This window comes from Burkholderia humptydooensis (assembly GCF_001513745.1).
GTDB classification, from domain to species: Bacteria; Pseudomonadota; Gammaproteobacteria; order Burkholderiales; family Burkholderiaceae; genus Burkholderia; species Burkholderia humptydooensis.
In genome coordinates, this window is the sequence record NZ_CP013380.1 from 1,207,294 (window position 1) to 1,225,280 (window position 17,987).

Below are 17,987 nucleotides of genomic sequence, written 5' to 3' on the forward strand. Positions count from 1 at the left end.
GACACCGGCGCGCGCCGCCCGCGCGCCATACGCACACTCTCATCGGCAGAACGATCATGACTCTCATCGTTACCGGCGCGGCCGGCTTCATCGGCGCGAACATCGTCAAGGCGCTGAACGAGCGCGGCGAGACGCGCATCATCGCGGTCGACAACCTGACGCGCGCGGACAAGTTCAGGAACCTCGTCGATTGCGAGATCGACGACTATCTCGACAAGACCGAATTCGTCGAGCGCTTCGCGCGCGGCGACTTCGGCAAGGTGCGCGCGGTATTCCACGAAGGCGCCTGCTCGGACACGATGGAAACCGACGGCCGCTACATGATGGACAACAACTTCCGCTACAGCCGCGCGGTGCTCGACGCGTGCCTCGCGCAGGGCGCGCAGTTCCTGTATGCGTCGTCGGCCGCGATCTACGGCGGCTCGAGCCGCTTCGTCGAGGAGCGCGAGGTCGAGGCGCCGCTCAACGTGTACGGCTATTCGAAGTTCCTGTTCGATCAGGTGATCCGCCGCGTGATGCCGAGCGCGAAGAGCCAGATCGCGGGCTTTCGCTACTTCAACGTGTACGGGCCGCGGGAGTCGCACAAGGGGCGCATGGCGTCAGTCGCGTTCCACAACTTCAACCAGTTCCGCGCCGAGGGCAAGGTCAAGCTGTTCGGCGAGTACAACGGCTACGGCCCGGGCGAGCAGACGCGCGATTTCGTGTCGGTCGAGGACGTTGCGAGGGTGAACCTGTATTTCTTCGATCATCCGGAGAAGTCGGGCATCTTCAATCTCGGCACCGGCCGCGCGCAGCCGTTCAACGACATCGCGACGACGGTCGTCAACACGCTGCGCGCGCTCGAAGGCAAGTCCGCGCTCACGCTCGCCGAGCAGGTCGAGCAGGGGCTCGTCGAATACGTGCAGTTTCCGGACGCGCTGCGCGGCAAATACCAGTGCTTCACGCAGGCCGACCAGACGAAGCTGCGCGCGGCCGGCTACGATGCGCCGTTCCTGACGGTGCAGGAAGGCGTCGATCGCTACGTTCGTTGGCTGTTCGGCCAACTGTAAGCGGCGCGCCCGCCTCCTTAGACTGGGTCTCACGGTCGGCAGCCGCCGGCCGTTTTTCCACGGAGATCCAGATGCTGAAGAAACTTCTCGCGACGGTCGCGCTGTGCGCCGCGGCCGCGCACGGATGGGCTGCCGTCGACGTCAACGTCGCGAACGACGATGCGCTTCGCGGCATCAGGGGCATCGGCCCGGCGAAAGCCAAGGCGATCGTCGACGAGCGGGCCGCGCACGGCCCGTTCAAGGACGCGGCCGATCTCGCGCACAGAGTGAAGGGCATGGGCGGCAAGACGGTCGAGCGCTTGCAGGCCGAGGGCCTCGCGATCGGTGCGGCCCGCGCGCCCGCCGCAGCCGCGGCGCCGCAGAAAGCGGCGGCGGCCGGCAAGAGATAATCCGGGCTGCTGACGATTCTGGTGCTGGTGGCCTCTCGCAATCGAGCGGCCGGCGGCAGGGTGATGCCTCCTTCAGGCGCCGCTTCGGCGGCGAATTCCCGCGGCGCATGCCGCGGGCTTTTTGCATGGCCGCCACGCAGCGTACTCGCGCGTGCGTATGTCGCGCGGGCCTCGGCTGGCGCGGCAATCATGAACGTCGGGCGGCTCGCGCACGTCGAGCACATCGAGCGCCGGAAGGCCGGACGCTTTCGGCGGCAGGCTTGATGGCCATCGGCGCGCATGTTTCTCCGCTGGTTTACAATCGACCCGTTCATCGGCATCGGATAAACGTGACGTTCATGGCTTACAAAACTATCGAAGACACGATCGGCAATACGCCGCTCGTGCAACTCGTCCGCTTGCCGGACGACGAGATTCGCGAGCGCAACAACGTGATTCTCGCGAAGCTGGAAGGCAACAATCCGGCGGGCTCGGTGAAGGACCGTCCCGCGCTGTCGATGATCCGCAAGGCGGAAGAGCGCGGCACGATCAAGCCGGGCGACACGCTGATCGAGGCGACGAGCGGCAACACCGGCATCGCGCTCGCGATGGCGGCGGCGATCCGCGGCTACAAGATGGTGCTGATCATGCCGGAGGATCTGTCCGTCGAGCGTCGTCAGAGCATGGCCGCGTATGGCGCGGAGATCGTGCTGACGCCGGTGAAGGGCGGCATGGAATTCGCGCGCGACCTCGCCGACCAGATGCAGCGCGAAGGCAAGGGCGTGATTCTCGACCAGTTCGCGAATCCGGACAATCCGCTCGCGCATTACGAAGGCACCGGCCCCGAAATCTGGCGCGAGACCGAGGGCCGCATTACGCACTTCGTATCCGCGATGGGCACGACGGGCACGATCATGGGCACGTCGCGGTATCTGAAGGAAAGGAATGCGAACGTCGAGATCGTCGGCGCACAGCCCGACGAGGGCTCGCGCATTCCCGGTATCCGCAAGTGGCCGGAAGCGTATCTGCCGAAAATTTTCGATCGCAGCCGCATCGATCGCGTCGAGAACGTGAGCCAGGCCGCGTCCGAAGCGATGGCGCGCAAGCTCGCGGCCGTCGAAGGCATCTTCTGCGGCATCTCGTCGGGCGGCGCATGCGAAGTCGCACTGCGCGTCGCGCGGCAGGTCGAGAATGCGACGATCGTGTTCGTCGTCTGCGACCGCGGTGATCGTTATCTGTCGACGGGAGTGTTCCCCGCGTAACGCACGGCGCCGTCTCGCAGGCACGTGAAAAAAAGCGCTGCTCAAGCAGCGCTTTTTTTCATTCCGGCGATTGCGCGCTCCGCGCCGCGTCGGCGTCACTCGGACGACGGCTGCGCCGCGGGCGCCGCGGGTGCGGCATCGGCAGGCGCCGACGTCAGCGCGCCGCTCGCTTCCATTTGTGCCTTCACGCGCTCGCCCAGTTGATAGACGGCGAGCGCATAGAAGAAGCTGCGGTTGTAGCGGGTCAGCACGTAGAAATTCTGCAGTCCGAGCTTGTATTCGGTTGTGCGGCCGGGCGTCGGCAGATCGATCACGGTGACGGGCGTGCTCGCCTCCGATGCGATGTTGACGGACGCCTCGTCGAGCACGAGGCCCGCGCGCAGCAACTGCGACAGCGCCCAGTGCGGCTCGGGCCGGCCGTCGGCCGCCGCTTGCGCGACGCCCTGGCTGCCCGTATCGGGCGCGATGTTCCATACCACCGGCCGGCTGGTTTCCCAGCCGTGCTGCTTCAGATAGTTCGCGACGCTGCCGATCGCGTCGGCCTGGCTCGCGCGCAGATCGATGTGGCCGTTGCCGTCGTAATCGACCGCGTAATCGCGGATGCTGCTCGGCAGGAACTGTGGAATGCCGATCGCGCCTGTGTACGAGCCGAGCACGCTCGTCGGGTCGAGCTGGCTGTCGCGCGTCCATACGAGGAAGTCTTCGAGGTTCTTGCGGAACGTCGCCTGCCGCGCGTCGCGATTCGGCGTGTCCGGATAGTCGAAGGCAAGCGTCGTCAGCGCATCGAGTGTGCGGAAGTTGCCCATGTAGCGGCCGTAGATCGTCTCGACGCCGATGATGCCGACGATCACCTCGGGCGGCACGCCGAATTCCGTGGACGCGCGCTGCAGCGTGCCCTGGTTCGCGCGCCAGAACTTCACGCCGGCGTTCACGCGCACCGCGTCGAGAAAGCGCGACTGGTAGACGCGCCAGTTCTTGACGGTGGGCGACGGCGCGGGCATCACGAGCTTCGCGGCGGTCGCCGAGTAGCTCACGCGCGCGAACAGCGCATGCAGCGCGTTGGCGTCGAAGTCGTGGCGTGCGACCATGTCGGCGATGAACGCGTCGATCTTCGCATTGTTCGCGTAGCGCTGCGGAACGATTTCTTCTTCGAACGTCTGTCCTTGCGGCGCGCTTGGCTGCGGCTGCGCTTGCGCGACGACGGCCGCGGCGGGCTGCGTTTGCGCGACGGCGGCTGACGCGAAGAGCGTCGCGGCGAGCGACAGCGCGGCGAGCGGGAGGCGAAGACGGAAAGCGAGCGAGACGGGTGCGGCAGGCTGGTGGAAGGTCATGTCGAAGCAAAGCGGACGAGACGGATGATTTCGGGGCAGTATAACCGACACGCCCGTCGCGCCGGCCCGGCGCGGGGCGCGATGTGGTAAGTTAGCGGCGAACTTCGCACCAGACGATATCGCGGACATCCTTGACGGAGACCTGCGGCGCGCACCGGCCGCGTCGCGGAACGAGCTTATGCCAACGGCCTTTTACACGCACCCCGACTGCCTGCTGCACGAGATGGGGGAGTGGCATCCCGAGTCGCCGGCGCGACTGTCGGCGATCCAGGATCAACTGATCGCGAGCCGCATCGACGATCTGATCGTCCACGAGACGGCGCCGTTTGCGAGCGAGACGGCGCTGGCCCGCGTGCACACGCAGGCGCACATCGACTACATCCGCAGCCGGATTCCGAAGGAAGGGTACGTCGAGATCGATCCCGACACGTCGCTGAACCGCTACACGTGGCGCGCGGCGCTGCGCGCGGCGGGCGCGGCCGTCGAGGCGACGGATGCGGTGCTCGAGGGCCGCTACGACAACGCGTTCTGCAGCGTGCGTCCGCCCGGCCATCATGCGGAGCCCGCGCGCGCGATGGGTTTTTGTTTCTTCAACAACGTCGCGATCGCCGCGCGCCACGCGCTCGAGACTCATGGTCTCGAGCGCGTGGCGATCATCGATTTCGACGTCCATCACGGCAACGGCACCGAGGCCGCATTCGCGAACGACGAGCGCGTGCTGATGTGCAGCTTCTTCCAGCATCCGCTGTATCCGTTTTCGGGCGTCGACCATCAGGCGCCGAACATGGTCAATCTGCCGATGGCCGCGCGCACGAACGGGATGGCGGTGCGCGAGGCGGTCGATCTGATGTGGCTGCCGCGGCTCGACGCGTTCAGGCCGCAGATGCTGTTCGTGTCGGCGGGGTTCGACGCGCATCGCGAGGACGACATCGGCGGGATGGGGCTCGTCGAAGCCGACTACGAGTGGATCACGCAGCAGATCTGCGAAGTCGCGCGGCGGCATGCGCAAGGCCGGATCGTGAGCTGCCTCGAAGGCGGCTACAACCTGTCCGCGCTCGGGCGAAGCGTGGTCGCGCATCTGCGCGTGCTCGCGCAGGTGTGAGCGCGTAGGGCGCGCATCGCGGACGGCACGGGCGCCGATGCTCGATGTCGAGCCGCGGAGCGCCGCCGTGTGCAGGCGTGTCCGCACGAACCGGTCGGCGCGCTTCCTGACGTCCCTGCCTCAACCGCGCGCCGGCGCGCGCGCGACGATCCAGTCGATCAGCGCGCCGATCACGCGCTCACGTTCCAGATCGTTCATCGTCTCGTGATAGTTGCCTTCGTACAGCGTGAGCGTGCGGTCGGGCGAGCCGACGTGCCGGCCGAAATCGCGGCTGCCGTCGGGCTCGGTCAGCTTGTCGGCGGTGCCGTGATAGACGAGGACGGGGACGCGCAGCGCCGCGCGGCCGGCCTCGATTCGCCGCATCGCGCCGAGAATCTCGGCGCCCGTGCGCGCCGGCACCGAGCCGTGGTGGACGAGCGGATCGGCGCGGTTCGCGGCGACCACGGCCGGATCGCGCGACAGCAGCGCGGCGTCGATCTTGATCGCCGGAAAGCGAGGCCACACGCGGCTGATGAAGCGGCTCATCGCGAGCATCCACTTCGGCACGTCGCGTCCGGGCGCGAGCGCGGGGCTCGACAGGATCAGGCCCGCCAGGCCCGGGCGGCGCGCGGCCGCGCGTTCGACCGCGTAGAGCGCGGCGATCGCGCCGCCCATGCTGTGTCCCATCAGGAAGAGCGGCGTGTTCTCGCGCGCGGCGCTCGCGACGAGTGCGTCCGCGTCTTCCAGATACCGATCGAAGCGCTCGGCCCATGCGCGTTCGCCGGGCGAATGCCCGTGCCCGCGCAGATCGATTGCGACGGCCTCGATGCCCGCCGCGTTCAGCCGTTCGGCGAGCGCCTGGTAGCGGCCCGCGTGCTCGGCGAGCCCGTGCACGAGCGCGACGGTCGCGCGCGGCGCCGCGCACGGGGACGCGGCCGCGGGCCAGCGGTAGGACGCGAGCTCGAGCCCGTCGGCGGTACGCAGGCGCCCGCGCTGAGGGGCGGTGCCGGAATCGGCGGCTAAGCGGGGCGAAGTCGAAGCGGCTGCGTCCATGGCGGGCGTCTCCGGCGTGTCGTTATGAGGGATGGGCTCGATCATAGACGCCGTCCGTGACGGCCCGCGCGGGCGTCGTCCTCTAATCGCCTTTGGTTATGAAAAGTTGGAAATCGATTATTAAGAGAAATGTGACGAATGCGGTAAACTCGCGGGCTATTCCCAAGATGCGGCGGCGGTCGACAGCGAAGCCCGGCACATCCGGCTGCGCCGTTCCGCCGTTTTTTACATGATCGAAATTCGCAACCTTTCGCAGCGTTTCGAGGGGCCTCGCGGCTGGATCGAGGCGCTGCACAACGTCAATCTGACGATTCCGCAGGGCGAGGTATTCGGCATCATCGGCCGCAGCGGCGCGGGCAAGAGCACGCTCGTGCGCACGATCAACCTGCTCACGCGGCCGTCCGAAGGCAGCGTGTTCGTCGGCGGGCGCGACCTGACGCAATTGTCGGCCGGCGAGCTGCGCGGCGCGCGGCGCGACATCGGGATGATCTTCCAGCACTTCAACCTGCTGTCGTCGCGCACGGTGTTCGACAACATCGCGCTGCCGCTAGAGCTCGCCGGCGTGAAGCGCGCGGAGATCGAGGCGACCGTGCTGCCGCTGCTCGATCTCGTCGGCCTCGCCGCGCAGAAGGACCGCTATCCGGCGCAGATCAGCGGCGGGCAGAAGCAGCGCGTCGGCATCGCGCGCGCGCTCGCGAGCAAGCCGAAGGTGCTGCTGTCCGACGAAGCGACGTCCGCGCTCGACCCCGAGACGACGCGCGCGATCCTCGACCTGCTCCGGCGCATCAACCGCGAGCTCGGCCTCACGATCGTCCTCATCACGCACCAGATGGAAGTGATCAAGGACGTGTGCGATCGCGTCGCGGTGCTCGACGCCGGGCGCGTCGTCGAGGAGGGCAACGTGATCGACGTGTTCATGCGCCCGCATCACGAAGTCACGCGCGCGCTGATCGGCGACGTGATCGCGCAGGAGCTGCCGCCCGCGATGAAGGCGCGCGTTGCCGAGCGCCTGAAGACGGGCTCGGGCCATCTGTTGCGCCTCGCGTTCACGGGCTCGGGCGTCGACCAGCCGATCCTCTCCGAGACGATCAGGCGCTACGAGCTGGACTTCAACATCCTGCACGGCCAGATCGACGAGATCCAGGGGCGCGCGTTCGGTTCGCTCGCGGTGCTCGCCACCGGCGAGCCGGGCAAGGTGGGGCAGGCGTTCGCGTATCTGCGCGAGCAGGGCGTGGTCGTCGAGGAGCTTTCGTATGTTGAGTGAAATGTTCGATATGTTCGTGCAGTCGTTCTGGGAGACGCTGATCATGGTCGGCATTTCCGGAGCGGTCGGCGCGCTCGTCGGCCTGCCGCTCGGTGTGCTGCTCTATCTCACCGACCGCCAGGGCGTGCTGCAGAATCTCGCGGTGAACCGCGTGCTGGGCGGCATCGTCAACGCGGTGCGCTCGACGCCGTTCATCATCCTGCTCGTCGCGGTGATTCCGTTCACGCGCCTCGCCGTCGGCTCGTCGATCGGCACCGCGGCGGCCGTCGTGCCGCTCACGATCGCGGCGGCGCCCTTCATCGCGCGGCTCGTCGAGACGGCGCTGCGCGAAGTCGACCGCGGCCTCATCGAAGCCGCGCAGGCGATGGGCGCGACGACGGGCCAGATCGTGTTCAAGGTGCTGCTGCCCGAATCGCTGCCGGGCATCGTCGCGGGGCTCACGATCACGTTCGTGTCGCTCGTCGGCTATTCGGCGATGGCGGGCGCGATCGGCGGCGGCGGCCTGGGCGACCTCGGCATCCGCTACGGCTATCAGCGCTATCTGCCCGAAGTGATGTGGACGGTCGTCGCGATCCTGATCGTGTTCGTGCAGATCGTGCAGTCGTTCGGCGACTGGCTCGTGCGGCGCCTGAGCCACAAGTGACGCGATCGGCAATCGAAGACGAACGAGCGCCGCGCAACGCGACACGCGACGGCGCCGCAACCGCTGAGGAGATCCGAAGATGCAACGAAGAATGATGCTGAAGCTCGCCGCCGCGCTCGGCGCGGCCGCGTGCGTCGCGAGCGCGCAGGCGCAGGCGCAGACGATCAAGGTCGGCGTGACGGGCGGCCCGCATGCGCAGGTGATGGAGGAAGTGAGGAAGGTCGCGGCGAGGAGCGGGCTCGACATCCGTATCGTCGAATTCTCCGATTACGTGCAGCCGAACGCGGCGCTCGCGGCGGGCGACCTCGACGCGAACAGCTACCAGCATGCCCCGTATCTCGAAGCGCAGGTGAAGGACCGCGGCTACAGGATCGTCAAGGTCGCGGACACCGTGACGTTCCCGATGGGCATCTATTCGAAGCGCGTGAAGTCGCTCGCGGCGCTGCAATCGGGCGCGCGTATCGCGATCCCGAACGATCCGACGAACGGCGGCCGCGCGCTGTTGCTGCTGCAGAAGCAGGGCCTGCTGAAGCTGCGCGACGGCGCGGGCCTGAAGGCGACGCGCTTCGACGTCGTCGACAACCCCAAGCAGTTGAAGATCGTCGAGCTCGATGCCGCGCAGATCCCGCGCTCGCTCGCCGACGTCGACGCGGCCGCGATCAACACGAACTACGCGATGGAAGCCGGCCTGAAGCCGAAGCAGGACGCGATCGCAATCGAGGGCCCGAATGGCCCGTACGCGAACATTCTCGCGGTGCGCGCCGAAGACAAGGACAAGCCGTGGGTCGCGAAGCTCGTCGCCGCATACCGGTCGCCCGACGTGAAGCGCTTCATCGAGCGCCGGTTCGGCGGCGCGGTGATCGCCGCATGGTAGGAGGAATAAGGGATGCCGCCGATTAGAGGCGAAAATCGAAAGCCCGGGCTTGGCGTCCGGGTTTTTTCTCTTTTAAAATAGAACGACCGTTCGCTATTATCGGCATGCCGCAAGGGGGCGCTATCCTCGGCGCAGCCGCAAATTGAATGACCGGCGTCGCCGCCGCGTCAGCGAGCCACGCTATAAAATGGCCGCTGATCGTATTCGTAACTTTGGAGCGTGTGCATGAAAATCCTGGTGCCAGTGAAAAGAGTGGTCGATTACAACGTGAAGGTCCGCGTGAAGTCGGATGGCACGGGCGTCGATATCGCGAACGTGAAGATGTCGATGAACCCGTTCGACGAGATCGCCGTTGAAGAAGCGGTGCGCCTGAAGGAAGCGGGCGTGGCGACCGAGGTGATCGCGGTGTCGGTGGGCGTCGCGCAGGCTCAGGAAACGCTTCGCACGGCGCTCGCGATCGGCGCGGACCGCGCGATTCTCGTCGAATCGAACGACGAGGTGCAGCCGCTTTCCGTCGCGAAGATCCTGAAGGCGCTGGTCGACAAGGAGCAGCCGCAGCTCGTGATCCTCGGCAAGCAGGCGATCGACGACGATTCGAACCAGACGGGCCAGATGCTCGCCGCGCTCGCGAACCTGCCGCAGGCGACGTTCGCGTCGAAGGTGACGGTAGCCGACGGCAAGGCTACCGTCGCGCGCGAAGTGGACGGCGGCGCGGAAACGCTGTCGCTGACGCTGCCGGCGGTGGTGACGACGGACTTGCGCCTGAACGAGCCGCGCTACGTGACGTTGCCGAACATCATGAAGGCGAAGAAGAAGCCGCTGGAGACGGTGAAGCCGGAAGACCTGGGCGTGGACGTCGCGCCGCGTCTGAAGACGCTGAAGGTGGTGGAGCCGCCGAAGCGCGCGGCGGGCGTGAAGGTCGCGGACGTGAAGACGCTGGTCGAGAAGCTGAAGACCGAAGCCAAGGTGCTGTAAGGGGAGCGCAAAGAGATGACGATTCTGGTGATTGCGGAACATGACAACGCGTCGATCAAGGCAGCCACGCTGAACACGGTGGCCGCGGCAACGAAGATCGGCGGCGACATTCACGTGCTGGTCGCGGGCCACGACGCGCAGGGCGCGGCGGACGCGGCGGCGAAGATCGCGGGCGTATCGAAGGTGCTGCTGGCCGACGCGCCGCAGCTCGCGGACGGTCTCGCGGAAAACGTCGAGGCGACCGCGCTGAACGTCGCGAAGGACTACTCGCACATCCTCGCGCCGGCAACGGCCTACGGCAAGAACATCGCGCCGCGGATCGCGGCGAAGCTGGACGTCGCGCAGATCTCGGACATCACGGCGGTCGATTCGGCCGACACGTTCGAGCGCCCGATCTACGCGGGCAACGCGATCGCGACGGTGCAGTCGGGTGATCCGATCAAGGTGATCACGGTGCGCGCGACGGGCTTCGATCCGGTCGCGGCGGAAGGCGGCAGCGCGTCGGTCGAGAAGATCGACGCGGCGGCGGACGCGGGCATCTCGCAGTTCGTGAGCCGCGAAGTGACGAAGCTCGATCGTCCGGAGCTGACGAGCGCGAGCATCATCGTGTCGGGCGGCCGGGGCCTCGGCAGCGGCGAGAACTACACGAAGGTGCTGGAGCCGCTGGCGGACAAGCTGCAGGCGGCGCTGGGCGCGTCGCGCGCGGCGGTGGACGCGGGCTACGTGCCGAACGACTATCAGGTGGGCCAGACGGGCAAGATCGTCGCGCCGCAGTTGTACATCGCGGTGGGTATCTCGGGCGCGATCCAGCACCTGGCGGGGATGAAGGATTCGAAGGTGATCGTCGCGATCAACAAGGATCCGGAAGCGCCGATCTTCAGCGTGGCCGATTACGGCCTCGTCGGCGATCTGTTCACGCTCGTGCCGGAACTCGTGAACGAGCTCGGCTGACACGTTCAGCAGCCGGCGCGCGTCGCGTTCAACGCACGAGCCAGTCGAACATGAGCAAAGGGGCGCGGCGAGCGCCCCTTTTCACACCATAAGCAGACCAGGAGAGGAGCACCATGAGCTATACCGCACCCGTCAAGGACATGCTGTTCGTGATGAAGGAACTGGCCGGCATCGACGCGGTCGCGAAGCTGCGCGGCTACGAGGACGCCGGCTTCGACACGGCGCAGGCCGTGCTCGACGAATCGGCGAAGTTCTGCGGCGAGGTGCTCGCGCCGCTGAACATCGAGGGCGACAAGAACCCGAGTAGCTGGAAGGACGGCGCCGTCACGGCGACGCCCGGCTTCAAGGATGCGTTCCGCCAGTTCGCCGAAGGCGGCTGGCAGGGGCTCCAGCATCCGACCGAATACGACGGCCAGGGCCTGCCGAAGCTGATCGCGACGCCGTGCATCGAGATGCTGAACGCATCGAACCTGTCGTTCGCACTGTGTCCGCTCCTGACCGACGGCGCAATCGAAGCGCTCCTCACGGCCGGCACCGACGAACAGAAATCCCGCTACGTGCCGAAGCTCATCGCGGGCGTTTGGACGGGCACGATGAACCTCACCGAGCCGCAGGCGGGCTCCGACCTCGCGCTCGTGCGCTCGCGCGCGGAGCCGCAGCCCGACGGCTCGTACAAGGTGTTCGGCACGAAGATCTTCATCACGTGGGGCGAACACGACATGGCGGACAACATCGTCCACCTCGTGCTCGCGCGCACGCCGAACGCGCCCGAAGGCGTGAAGGGCATTTCGCTGTTCATCGTGCCCAAGTTCCTCGTCAACGAAGACGGCAGCCTCGGCGCGCGCAACGACGTGCATTGCGTGTCGATCGAGCACAAGCTCGGCATCAAGGCGAGCCCGACTGCGGTGCTGCAGTACGGCGACCACGGCGGCGCGATCGGCTATCTCGTCGGCGAAGAGAACCGCGGCCTCGAGTACATGTTCATCATGATGAACGCGGCGCGCTTCGGCGTCGGGATGCAGGGGATCGGCGTCGCCGAGTGCGCGTACCAGAAGGCCGCCGAGTTCGCGAAGGAGCGCGTGCAGAGCCGTCCCGTCGACGGCTCCGCAAAGCAGTCGGTGACGATCATCCATCACCCGGACGTGCGCCGGATGCTCGCGACGATGCGCGCGCTGACGGAAGGCGCGCGCGCACTGTCCTACGTCGCCGCCGCGCATAGCGATCACGCGCACCGCGCGGCCGACGAAGGCGTGCGTGCGAAGCATCAGGCGATCTACGAGTATCTGGTGCCGATCGTGAAGGGCTGGAGCACCGAGATGGTCAACGAGGTCGCGAGCCTCGGCATCCAGGTGCACGGCGGGATGGGCTTCATCGAGGAAACGGGCGCCGCGCAATACTACCGCGACGCGCGCATTCTCGCGATCTACGAAGGCACGACCGCGATCCAGGCGAACGACCTCGTCGGCCGGAAGACGGCGCGCGACGGCGGCGCGGTCGCGAAGGCGATCGTCGGCGAGATCCGGCAGACGGTCGAAGCGCTCGGCGCGCACGACGGCCCGGCGTTCGCCGCGATGAAGGTTCAACTGGAGAACGGCGCGCGCGCGCTGTCGGCCGTCGTCGACTTTGTCGTCGCGAACGTGAAAGGCGATCCGAACGCGGTGTTCGCCGGCGGCGTGCCGTATCTGAAGCTCGCGGGCATCGTGCTGTGCGGCTGGCAAATGGCGCGCGCGCTGCTCGTCGCGCAGCAAAAGCGCGCCGATGACCCGAAGTTCTACGACGCGAAGATCGCGATCGCGCAGTTCTATGCGGAGCACATCCTCGCGCAGGCGAGCGGGTTCGAAGCGTCGATCGTCGGCGCGAAGGGCGGGCAAGGCGTGTTCGCGCTGACGGAAGACCAGTTCTGATCGTCGGGCTCGGCCGGTTCGTCCGCTAGACGCTCAAACGCAGAACGGCGCCCTCGGGCGCCGTTCTTTTTGGGTGCGCCCGGCAGGGCGCACTCACTGGGAGGTGAAAGTCCTCTACTCGCCCGGCAAGGGGAAGAGTTAGCCGAAGGCAAGGGTTTCCCGGGTGACTGGGAGTCTGAAGGAAGCTGGGAGGCAAAGCGCTGGCCTGACGAACAGGAAGCGGATATGAGGCGTAGCGACTGGGTAAGGTGTCCCAATTCACCGAAGCCCGAAACTTGCACCGACGTTGTTACGTAGATCCGACAGGCATAAGCGTGAAGGTGAGTGCGCAATACCCGGGGAGATCTGTTTCTGTGCTGGCGCGGTAAGGCCAGCTACCGAGGTCGAGAGGCGGCGGGACGCGGAAGCAGAAGTCAGCAGAAGGCATAGTAGGTCAAGGCGAAGGCGGAGAGCCGAAGAGGACCGGGACCGAAGGCCGGAACAGTGAATGCCGAGAGTAGGACGGATGATCTCGAAGCCTGTTATGGATGCAGAAGCGCTGGAGACAGTGGCCGAGCACGCGAGGGGTGGCCGGAAGCCACCGGGCTGCGTGCGGGGTGCGGAGACGGGCACGGCGACATCTGGGCAAACGAAATCGGAGGGCGACGCGCTGATGGAGCGCGTCGTGGAACGCGGCAACATGAGGCGAGCATACCGCCGGGTGCTGAGGAACCAGGGTTCAGCCGGGGTAGATGGGCTGAGCGTGGAAGGCCTTGGTGACTGGCTCAAGATGCACTGGCCGAGTGTGAAGCAGGCGCTGCTGGAAGGGCGGTACGTACCGCAGGCGGTACGCCGGGCGGACATACCGAAGCCGCAAGGCGGGGTGAGGACGCTGGGCGTGCCAAGCGTGGTGGACCGACTGATCCAGCAAGCGCTGCACCAAGTATTGCAACCGATCTTGGAGCCGACGTTCTCGGCGAGTAGTTACGGATTCCGACCGGGCAAGAGTGCGTTGGACGCGGTGCGTCAGGCGCAAGCCTATGTTCAGGGTGGTCGGCATTGGGTGGTCGATATCGATTTGGAGAAGTTCTTCGATCGAGTCAACCATGATGTGCTGATGGGCCGGGTTGCGAGGCATGTAAAAGACAAAGTGACGCTGAAGCTGATTCGCCGCTTCCTCGAAGCGGGGATGATGGCGCACGGCGTGACGCGTGCGAGGACGGAGGGCACGCCGCAAGGCGGCCCGCTGTCCCCGCTACTGTCGAATATATTGCTGAGTGATCTGGATCGGAGGCTGGAGAGCCGAGGGCTGGCGTTCTGCCGGTACGCTGACGACTGCAACATTTACGTTGGCAGCCAACAAGCAGGACAGCGCGTCATGGCGAGAATCAGGGCCTATCTCGAGAAGGTCTTGAAGCTGCGCGTGAACGAGGCCAAGAGTGCGGTGGCGCGGCCGAGCACGCGGAAGTTCCTGGGATACCGGGTGGCGGTGAGGTTGGGTCAAGCACAGATCCGGATTGCACCGGAAAGCATCAAGCGATTGATGACGCGGGTGCGGGATCTGACGTTGAAGGGAAGAAGCGGGTCCCTTGAGCAGACGATCCGGAAGCTCAACCCGGTCCTACGGGGGTGGGCAAATTACTTCCGGCTCAGCCAGCAGCACAAGCGGCTGGAGGGGCTGGACGGATGGTTGCGAAGGCGTTTGCGCTGCCTGATCTGGCGGCAGTGGAAGCGCCCCCGAACCCGAGAGCGCAACATGATCGCACTGGGCCTACGCCCGGAGCGGGCATGGAAATCGAGCGTGAACGGGCGAGGACCTTGGTGGAACGCCGGTTCTCACCATTTGAAGCAGGCGTTACCCAATGCCTACTTCGATGCACGGGGACTGGTCTCGATCCGTCGGACGGTGGATCGCCTCCAGAGCATTAACTGAACCGCCGTATGCGGAACCGCACGTACGGTGGTGTGAGAGGGCTGAGGGGGTAACCCCTCACCCTACTCGATCGGAGGCGGCCTTGCATGCGGGCCGCCCCGATCGCGCGTCAGCGCGTCATGCGTATGCGGGGCGATGCTCGCCGTCCGTCTCGCTCAGATAGCGATGCACCGACAGGTCGTCCGCGCGGATCGCGGGCTTCTTGCCGGACATCAGATCGGCGAGCAACTGGCCGGAGCCGCACGACATCGTCCAGCCGAGCGTGCCGTGGCCCGTGTTGAGGAACAGGTTCGGCACGGGCGTGCGGCCGACGATCGGCGTGCCGTCCGGCGTCATCGGCCGCAGGCCGGTCCAGAACGTCGCGTTCGCCGTGTCGCCGCCACCCGGGAACAGGTCGTTCACGCACATGTCGAGCGTTTCGCGGCGCGCCTGCCGCAGCCGCTTGTCGAAGCCGACGATCTCCGCCATCCCGCCAACGCGGATCCGATCGTCGAAACGCGTGATCGCGATCTTGTAGGTTTCGTCGAGCACGGTCGACACGGGCGCCTTCGCCGCGTCGACGATCGGCGCGGTGATCGAATAGCCCTTCAGCGGATATACCGGGATCTTCACGAGATTCGCGACGAGGTTCGTCGAGTACGAGCCGAGCGCGACCACGTAGGCATCGGCGCGCACCATCTCGCCGCCGCACTGGACGCCCGCAATCTTGCCGCCCGCGACGGCGAGCGCGTCGATGCTGGTGTTGAATCGGAACGTCACGCCGAGCTGCTCGGCGAGCGCGGCGAGGCGCGTCGTGAAGAGCTGGCAGTCGCCCGTCTCGTCGCCCGGCAGCCGCAGGCCGCCCGTCAGCTTGTGCGACACCGCGGCGAGCGCCGGCTCGGCCTTCTTCAGCGCGTCGCTCGACAGCAGTTCGAACGCCACGTTCGCCTCGCGCAGCACCGCGATGTCCTTCGCGGCGCCGTCGAGCTGCTGCTGCGTGCGGAAGACCTGCAGCGTGCCGCCCGTGCGGCCTTCGTACTGGATGCCCATCTCGGCGCGCAGCGCCTGCAGGCAATCGCGGCTGTATTCGGCGAGGCGCACCATCCGGCCCTTGTTCAGCGCATAACGCTCGGTCGTGCAGTTGCGCAGCATCTGCCACATCCATTGCAACTGGAAGCGCGTGCCGTCGAGGCGGACCGCGAGCGGCGCGTGCTTTTCGAACATCCACTTGACCGCCTTCAGCGGCACGCCGGGCGCGGCCCACGGCGCCGCGTAGCCGGGCGAGATCTGGCCCGCGTTCGCAAAGCTCGTGTCGAGGGCGGGGCCGGCCTCGCGGTCGATCACCGTGACTTCGTGGCCCGCGCGCGCCAGATAATAGGCGCTCGCCACGCCGACCACGCCACTGCCCAAAATAACCACACGCATAGCTGCTCCGGATAGAGAAAACGCCGGATGGCGCGGCGCACCCGATGCGCTCTGCGATCTCCATACGGCCTAGTTTTTTGCGCTATGGTATGGTTGAGTCACTAGGTTTTGTTATTGTATTTTTCCAATTTTCAGTAAAAAAGAGATGAGAACTCAACGTCAGCCGGTACGCGCGCTCGACAAGCTCGACCGGCGCATTCTGAAGCTGCTGCAAGAGGACGGCCGCATGGCGATGAAGGACCTCGCCGAGCGCGTCGGCCTGACGGTCACGCCGTGCATCGAGCGGGTGCGGCGGATGGAGCGCGACGGCGTGATCACCGGCTACCACGCGCACGTCGATCCCGCGCAGCTCGGCGCCGCGCTGCTCGTGTTCGTCGAGATCACGCTCGATCACAAGAGCGGCAACATGTTCGAGCAGTTTCGCCGCGAAGTGATGAAGATCGACGAGGTGCTCGAATGCCATCTGGTGTCGGGCGACTTCGATTATCTGATCAAGGCGCGGATCGGCGAGATGGCCGACTACCGGAAGCTGCTCGGCGACATCCTGCTGCAGCTCCCGGGCGCCGTGCAATCGAAGAGCTATGTCGTGATGGAGGAAATCAAGGAGACGCTGATGATCGCGGTCAACGAGTGAGCGCGCGTCCGAGGCGCTTGGCATGAACCGCCAATTACTGTATGTTTGTACAGTGATTGGCGGTTTTGTCATTGGCGGCCCGGGCCGCTTACCAGAGGCACGATGAGCGAACGATCCGACGTCGAATATCCAGTGGCGCCGCCCGCGCCCCGCAAGGGGCGCGGCGCGGTGGGCAACCTGCAGGGGCGTTACGAGACCGTCGAGCGCGAGACGGTCGACGACGGCTGGACGCGCGACAACGATGGCGAGCCGCCCGCGCCGTTGCGCACGCAGGTGTTCGAGGAGCGCGCGAGGACGATCCTCACGCGCAATGCGTCGCCGGACATTCCGTTCAACGTGTCGCTGAACCCGTATCGCGGGTGCGAGCACGTTATGCGACATTCCTTTTTGTTCACGCTCGTGGTACCCCTTGGTTTTGACCTTTGGATATCTCTTGATAGGCGCCCGCTCGCGGGCGCAACCTCAAGTGTGGTCAACTTGTGAACCCCGAAGGGGCCGTGCACAGCCTTGTGCTGTGTACGGACAAGTTGTCCACACGGGGTTTACCGGAAGCTTTCAATTTGGCGTGCGAAATGATGTGATGAATTATCCAAATGTCAGACGTAAGCGCCGAAAGCGCAAATATACTTTAGAATCCCGCATGCGACGGCTGCCTCGGGGCAGCCGTTGGTCTTTCGAGCCCGAACCCGAGCTGTTTAATTCGAGCTCCTCAGGGCTGACAAATCCAGACCTGACTCGTGTTCGAGCAAAACGCAAAAGACCCACAGCGGGTGTTCTAAGTCTCACCAGCTGTTTGATTTGGGCTCGGCTTCTTCTTTTCGGTTCTTTGCTCTGAGCCGCCAACAATAGACATAGCTGCCTGACGTTCACTTTTTGAGGCTGGCTTCATTCGCTTACCGGAGGCGTCATTTCCCTGTTCGTAAGCTCGCAATCGCAGAAGCAACCTAACGTTATAACTGTCCCTTTCTTCTAGCTTGTCTTGGAGCTCAGAAACTTGGTTGCGCAACCTCAATATCTCGGCCTTGAGTGTTTCCTTGGGGCCGAAGTTCTCAAGGGTCCGGAGAATTGCATTGCGCACGTCCGGATAGGCGCAATCTTTGTGGCCGATAAGGGTACGGGAATGCCCCGCTTCAATGGAAACGCTTAGAAGATTCACGCGAAGCTTTCCGTCCGCAGCTTTCGCGATGAGCTTTGGATGTGTCGGCGTTCCATCAATGAGGCGCTGGAGCGCAGAGATGAAATCAGCAGCGACCGGGTCTTCATTCAACGTTTCCATTATCAT

The 17,987-nt window shown here is 65.6% G+C and carries 16 protein-coding genes and 1 pseudogene; 13 read left to right on the plus strand and 4 right to left on the minus strand.

Annotated features, from left to right (window positions below; translation table 11 throughout):
• Nucleotides 1–56 precede the first annotated feature (56 nt).
• The 3 genes from rfaD to cysM all read left to right on the plus strand — a co-directional run bounded on the left by rfaD (nucleotide 57) and on the right by cysM (nucleotide 2,679).
• Nucleotides 57–1,049, plus strand: a complete 993-nt coding sequence (rfaD, locus tag AQ610_RS05620; protein WP_006025721.1) for an ADP-glyceromanno-heptose 6-epimerase — start codon at nucleotides 57–59, stop codon at nucleotides 1,047–1,049.
• Between the two features lie 71 nt (nucleotides 1,050–1,120).
• Nucleotides 1,121–1,438, plus strand: a complete 318-nt coding sequence (locus AQ610_RS05625; protein ID WP_006025722.1) for a ComEA family DNA-binding protein — start codon at nucleotides 1,121–1,123, stop codon at nucleotides 1,436–1,438.
• Between the two features lie 338 nt (nucleotides 1,439–1,776).
• Entirely contained in the window at nucleotides 1,777–2,679 is a 903-nt protein-coding gene (cysM, locus tag AQ610_RS05630; protein ID WP_009916396.1) for a cysteine synthase CysM, read from the plus strand.
• 95 nt (nucleotides 2,680–2,774) lie between these two features.
• Here cysM and mltB read toward each other — a convergent pair whose 3' ends face one another.
• Nucleotides 2,775–4,010 (minus strand): lytic murein transglycosylase B, encoded by a 1,236-nt coding sequence (gene mltB, locus AQ610_RS05635; protein ID WP_006025724.1) that lies wholly within the window; start codon nucleotides 4,008–4,010, stop codon nucleotides 2,775–2,777.
• Nucleotides 4,011–4,188: 178 nt separating this feature from the next.
• Between mltB and AQ610_RS05640 the strand changes: the two genes are divergently transcribed.
• Entirely contained in the window at nucleotides 4,189–5,112 is a 924-nt protein-coding gene (locus tag AQ610_RS05640) for a histone deacetylase family protein (RefSeq protein WP_006025725.1), read from the plus strand.
• Nucleotides 5,113–5,232: 120 nt separating this feature from the next.
• On the opposite strand, the gene AQ610_RS05645 is transcribed toward AQ610_RS05640, so the two are convergent.
• The gene (locus tag AQ610_RS05645; RefSeq protein WP_080595006.1) at nucleotides 5,233–6,075 is read right to left on the minus strand and encodes an alpha/beta hydrolase; all 843 of its coding nucleotides are present in this window, start codon (nucleotides 6,073–6,075) and stop codon (nucleotides 5,233–5,235) included.
• Nucleotides 6,076–6,373: 298 nt separating this feature from the next.
• Here AQ610_RS05645 and AQ610_RS05650 point away from each other — a divergent pair, with 298 nt between their 5' ends.
• The 7 genes from AQ610_RS05650 to ltrA all read left to right on the plus strand — a co-directional run bounded on the left by AQ610_RS05650 (nucleotide 6,374) and on the right by ltrA (nucleotide 14,667).
• Entirely contained in the window at nucleotides 6,374–7,408 is a 1,035-nt protein-coding gene (locus AQ610_RS05650) for a methionine ABC transporter ATP-binding protein (RefSeq protein WP_006025727.1), read from the plus strand.
• Entirely contained in the window at nucleotides 7,398–8,051 is a 654-nt protein-coding gene (locus AQ610_RS05655) for a methionine ABC transporter permease (protein WP_006025728.1), read from the plus strand. The genes AQ610_RS05650 and AQ610_RS05655 overlap by 11 nt, the downstream gene beginning before the upstream one ends.
• 79 nt (nucleotides 8,052–8,130) lie before the next feature.
• Nucleotides 8,131–8,925, plus strand: a complete 795-nt coding sequence (locus tag AQ610_RS05660; RefSeq protein WP_080594972.1) for a MetQ/NlpA family ABC transporter substrate-binding protein — start codon at nucleotides 8,131–8,133, stop codon at nucleotides 8,923–8,925.
• A gap of 225 nt (nucleotides 8,926–9,150) precedes the next feature.
• Nucleotides 9,151–9,900, plus strand: a complete 750-nt coding sequence (locus AQ610_RS05665; RefSeq protein WP_004189750.1) for an electron transfer flavoprotein subunit beta/FixA family protein — start codon at nucleotides 9,151–9,153, stop codon at nucleotides 9,898–9,900.
• Between the two features lie 15 nt (nucleotides 9,901–9,915).
• Nucleotides 9,916–10,851, plus strand: coding sequence for an electron transfer flavoprotein subunit alpha/FixB family protein (locus tag AQ610_RS05670; protein ID WP_045554826.1), 936 nt, complete (start codon nucleotides 9,916–9,918; stop codon nucleotides 10,849–10,851).
• 113 nt (nucleotides 10,852–10,964) lie between these two features.
• Entirely contained in the window at nucleotides 10,965–12,755 is a 1,791-nt protein-coding gene (locus AQ610_RS05675; protein ID WP_009916193.1) for an acyl-CoA dehydrogenase, read from the plus strand.
• Nucleotides 12,756–13,260: 505 nt separating this feature from the next.
• A complete protein-coding gene (gene ltrA, locus AQ610_RS05680) occupies nucleotides 13,261–14,667 on the plus strand; it encodes a group II intron reverse transcriptase/maturase (RefSeq protein ID WP_082262312.1) in 1,407 nt (468 codons plus the stop codon).
• A 117-nt stretch (nucleotides 14,668–14,784) separates the two neighbouring features.
• On the opposite strand, the gene AQ610_RS05685 is transcribed toward ltrA, so the two are convergent.
• On the minus strand, nucleotides 14,785–16,071 hold the full coding sequence (locus AQ610_RS05685; protein ID WP_009913255.1) for a D-amino acid dehydrogenase: 1,287 nt from the start codon (nucleotides 16,069–16,071) through the stop codon (nucleotides 14,785–14,787).
• A 145-nt stretch (nucleotides 16,072–16,216) separates the two neighbouring features.
• Here AQ610_RS05685 and AQ610_RS05690 point away from each other — a divergent pair, with 145 nt between their 5' ends.
• Together AQ610_RS05690 and AQ610_RS05695 are read left to right on the plus strand one after the other, a co-directional pair.
• Nucleotides 16,217–16,705, plus strand: a complete 489-nt coding sequence (locus AQ610_RS05690; RefSeq protein WP_006025733.1) for an Lrp/AsnC ligand binding domain-containing protein — start codon at nucleotides 16,217–16,219, stop codon at nucleotides 16,703–16,705.
• Between the two features lie 102 nt (nucleotides 16,706–16,807).
• Nucleotides 16,808–17,074 (plus strand): annotated as a pseudogene (locus AQ610_RS05695) (PA0069 family radical SAM protein); the annotation flags it as partial.
• A 406-nt stretch (nucleotides 17,075–17,480) separates the two neighbouring features.
• Here AQ610_RS05695 and AQ610_RS35795 read toward each other — a convergent pair.
• Nucleotides 17,481–17,981: a hypothetical protein gene (locus AQ610_RS35795; protein WP_144411922.1), complete on the minus strand. Its 501-nt coding sequence runs from the start codon at nucleotides 17,979–17,981 to the stop codon at nucleotides 17,481–17,483.
• Between the last annotated feature and the right edge of the window lie 6 nt (nucleotides 17,982–17,987).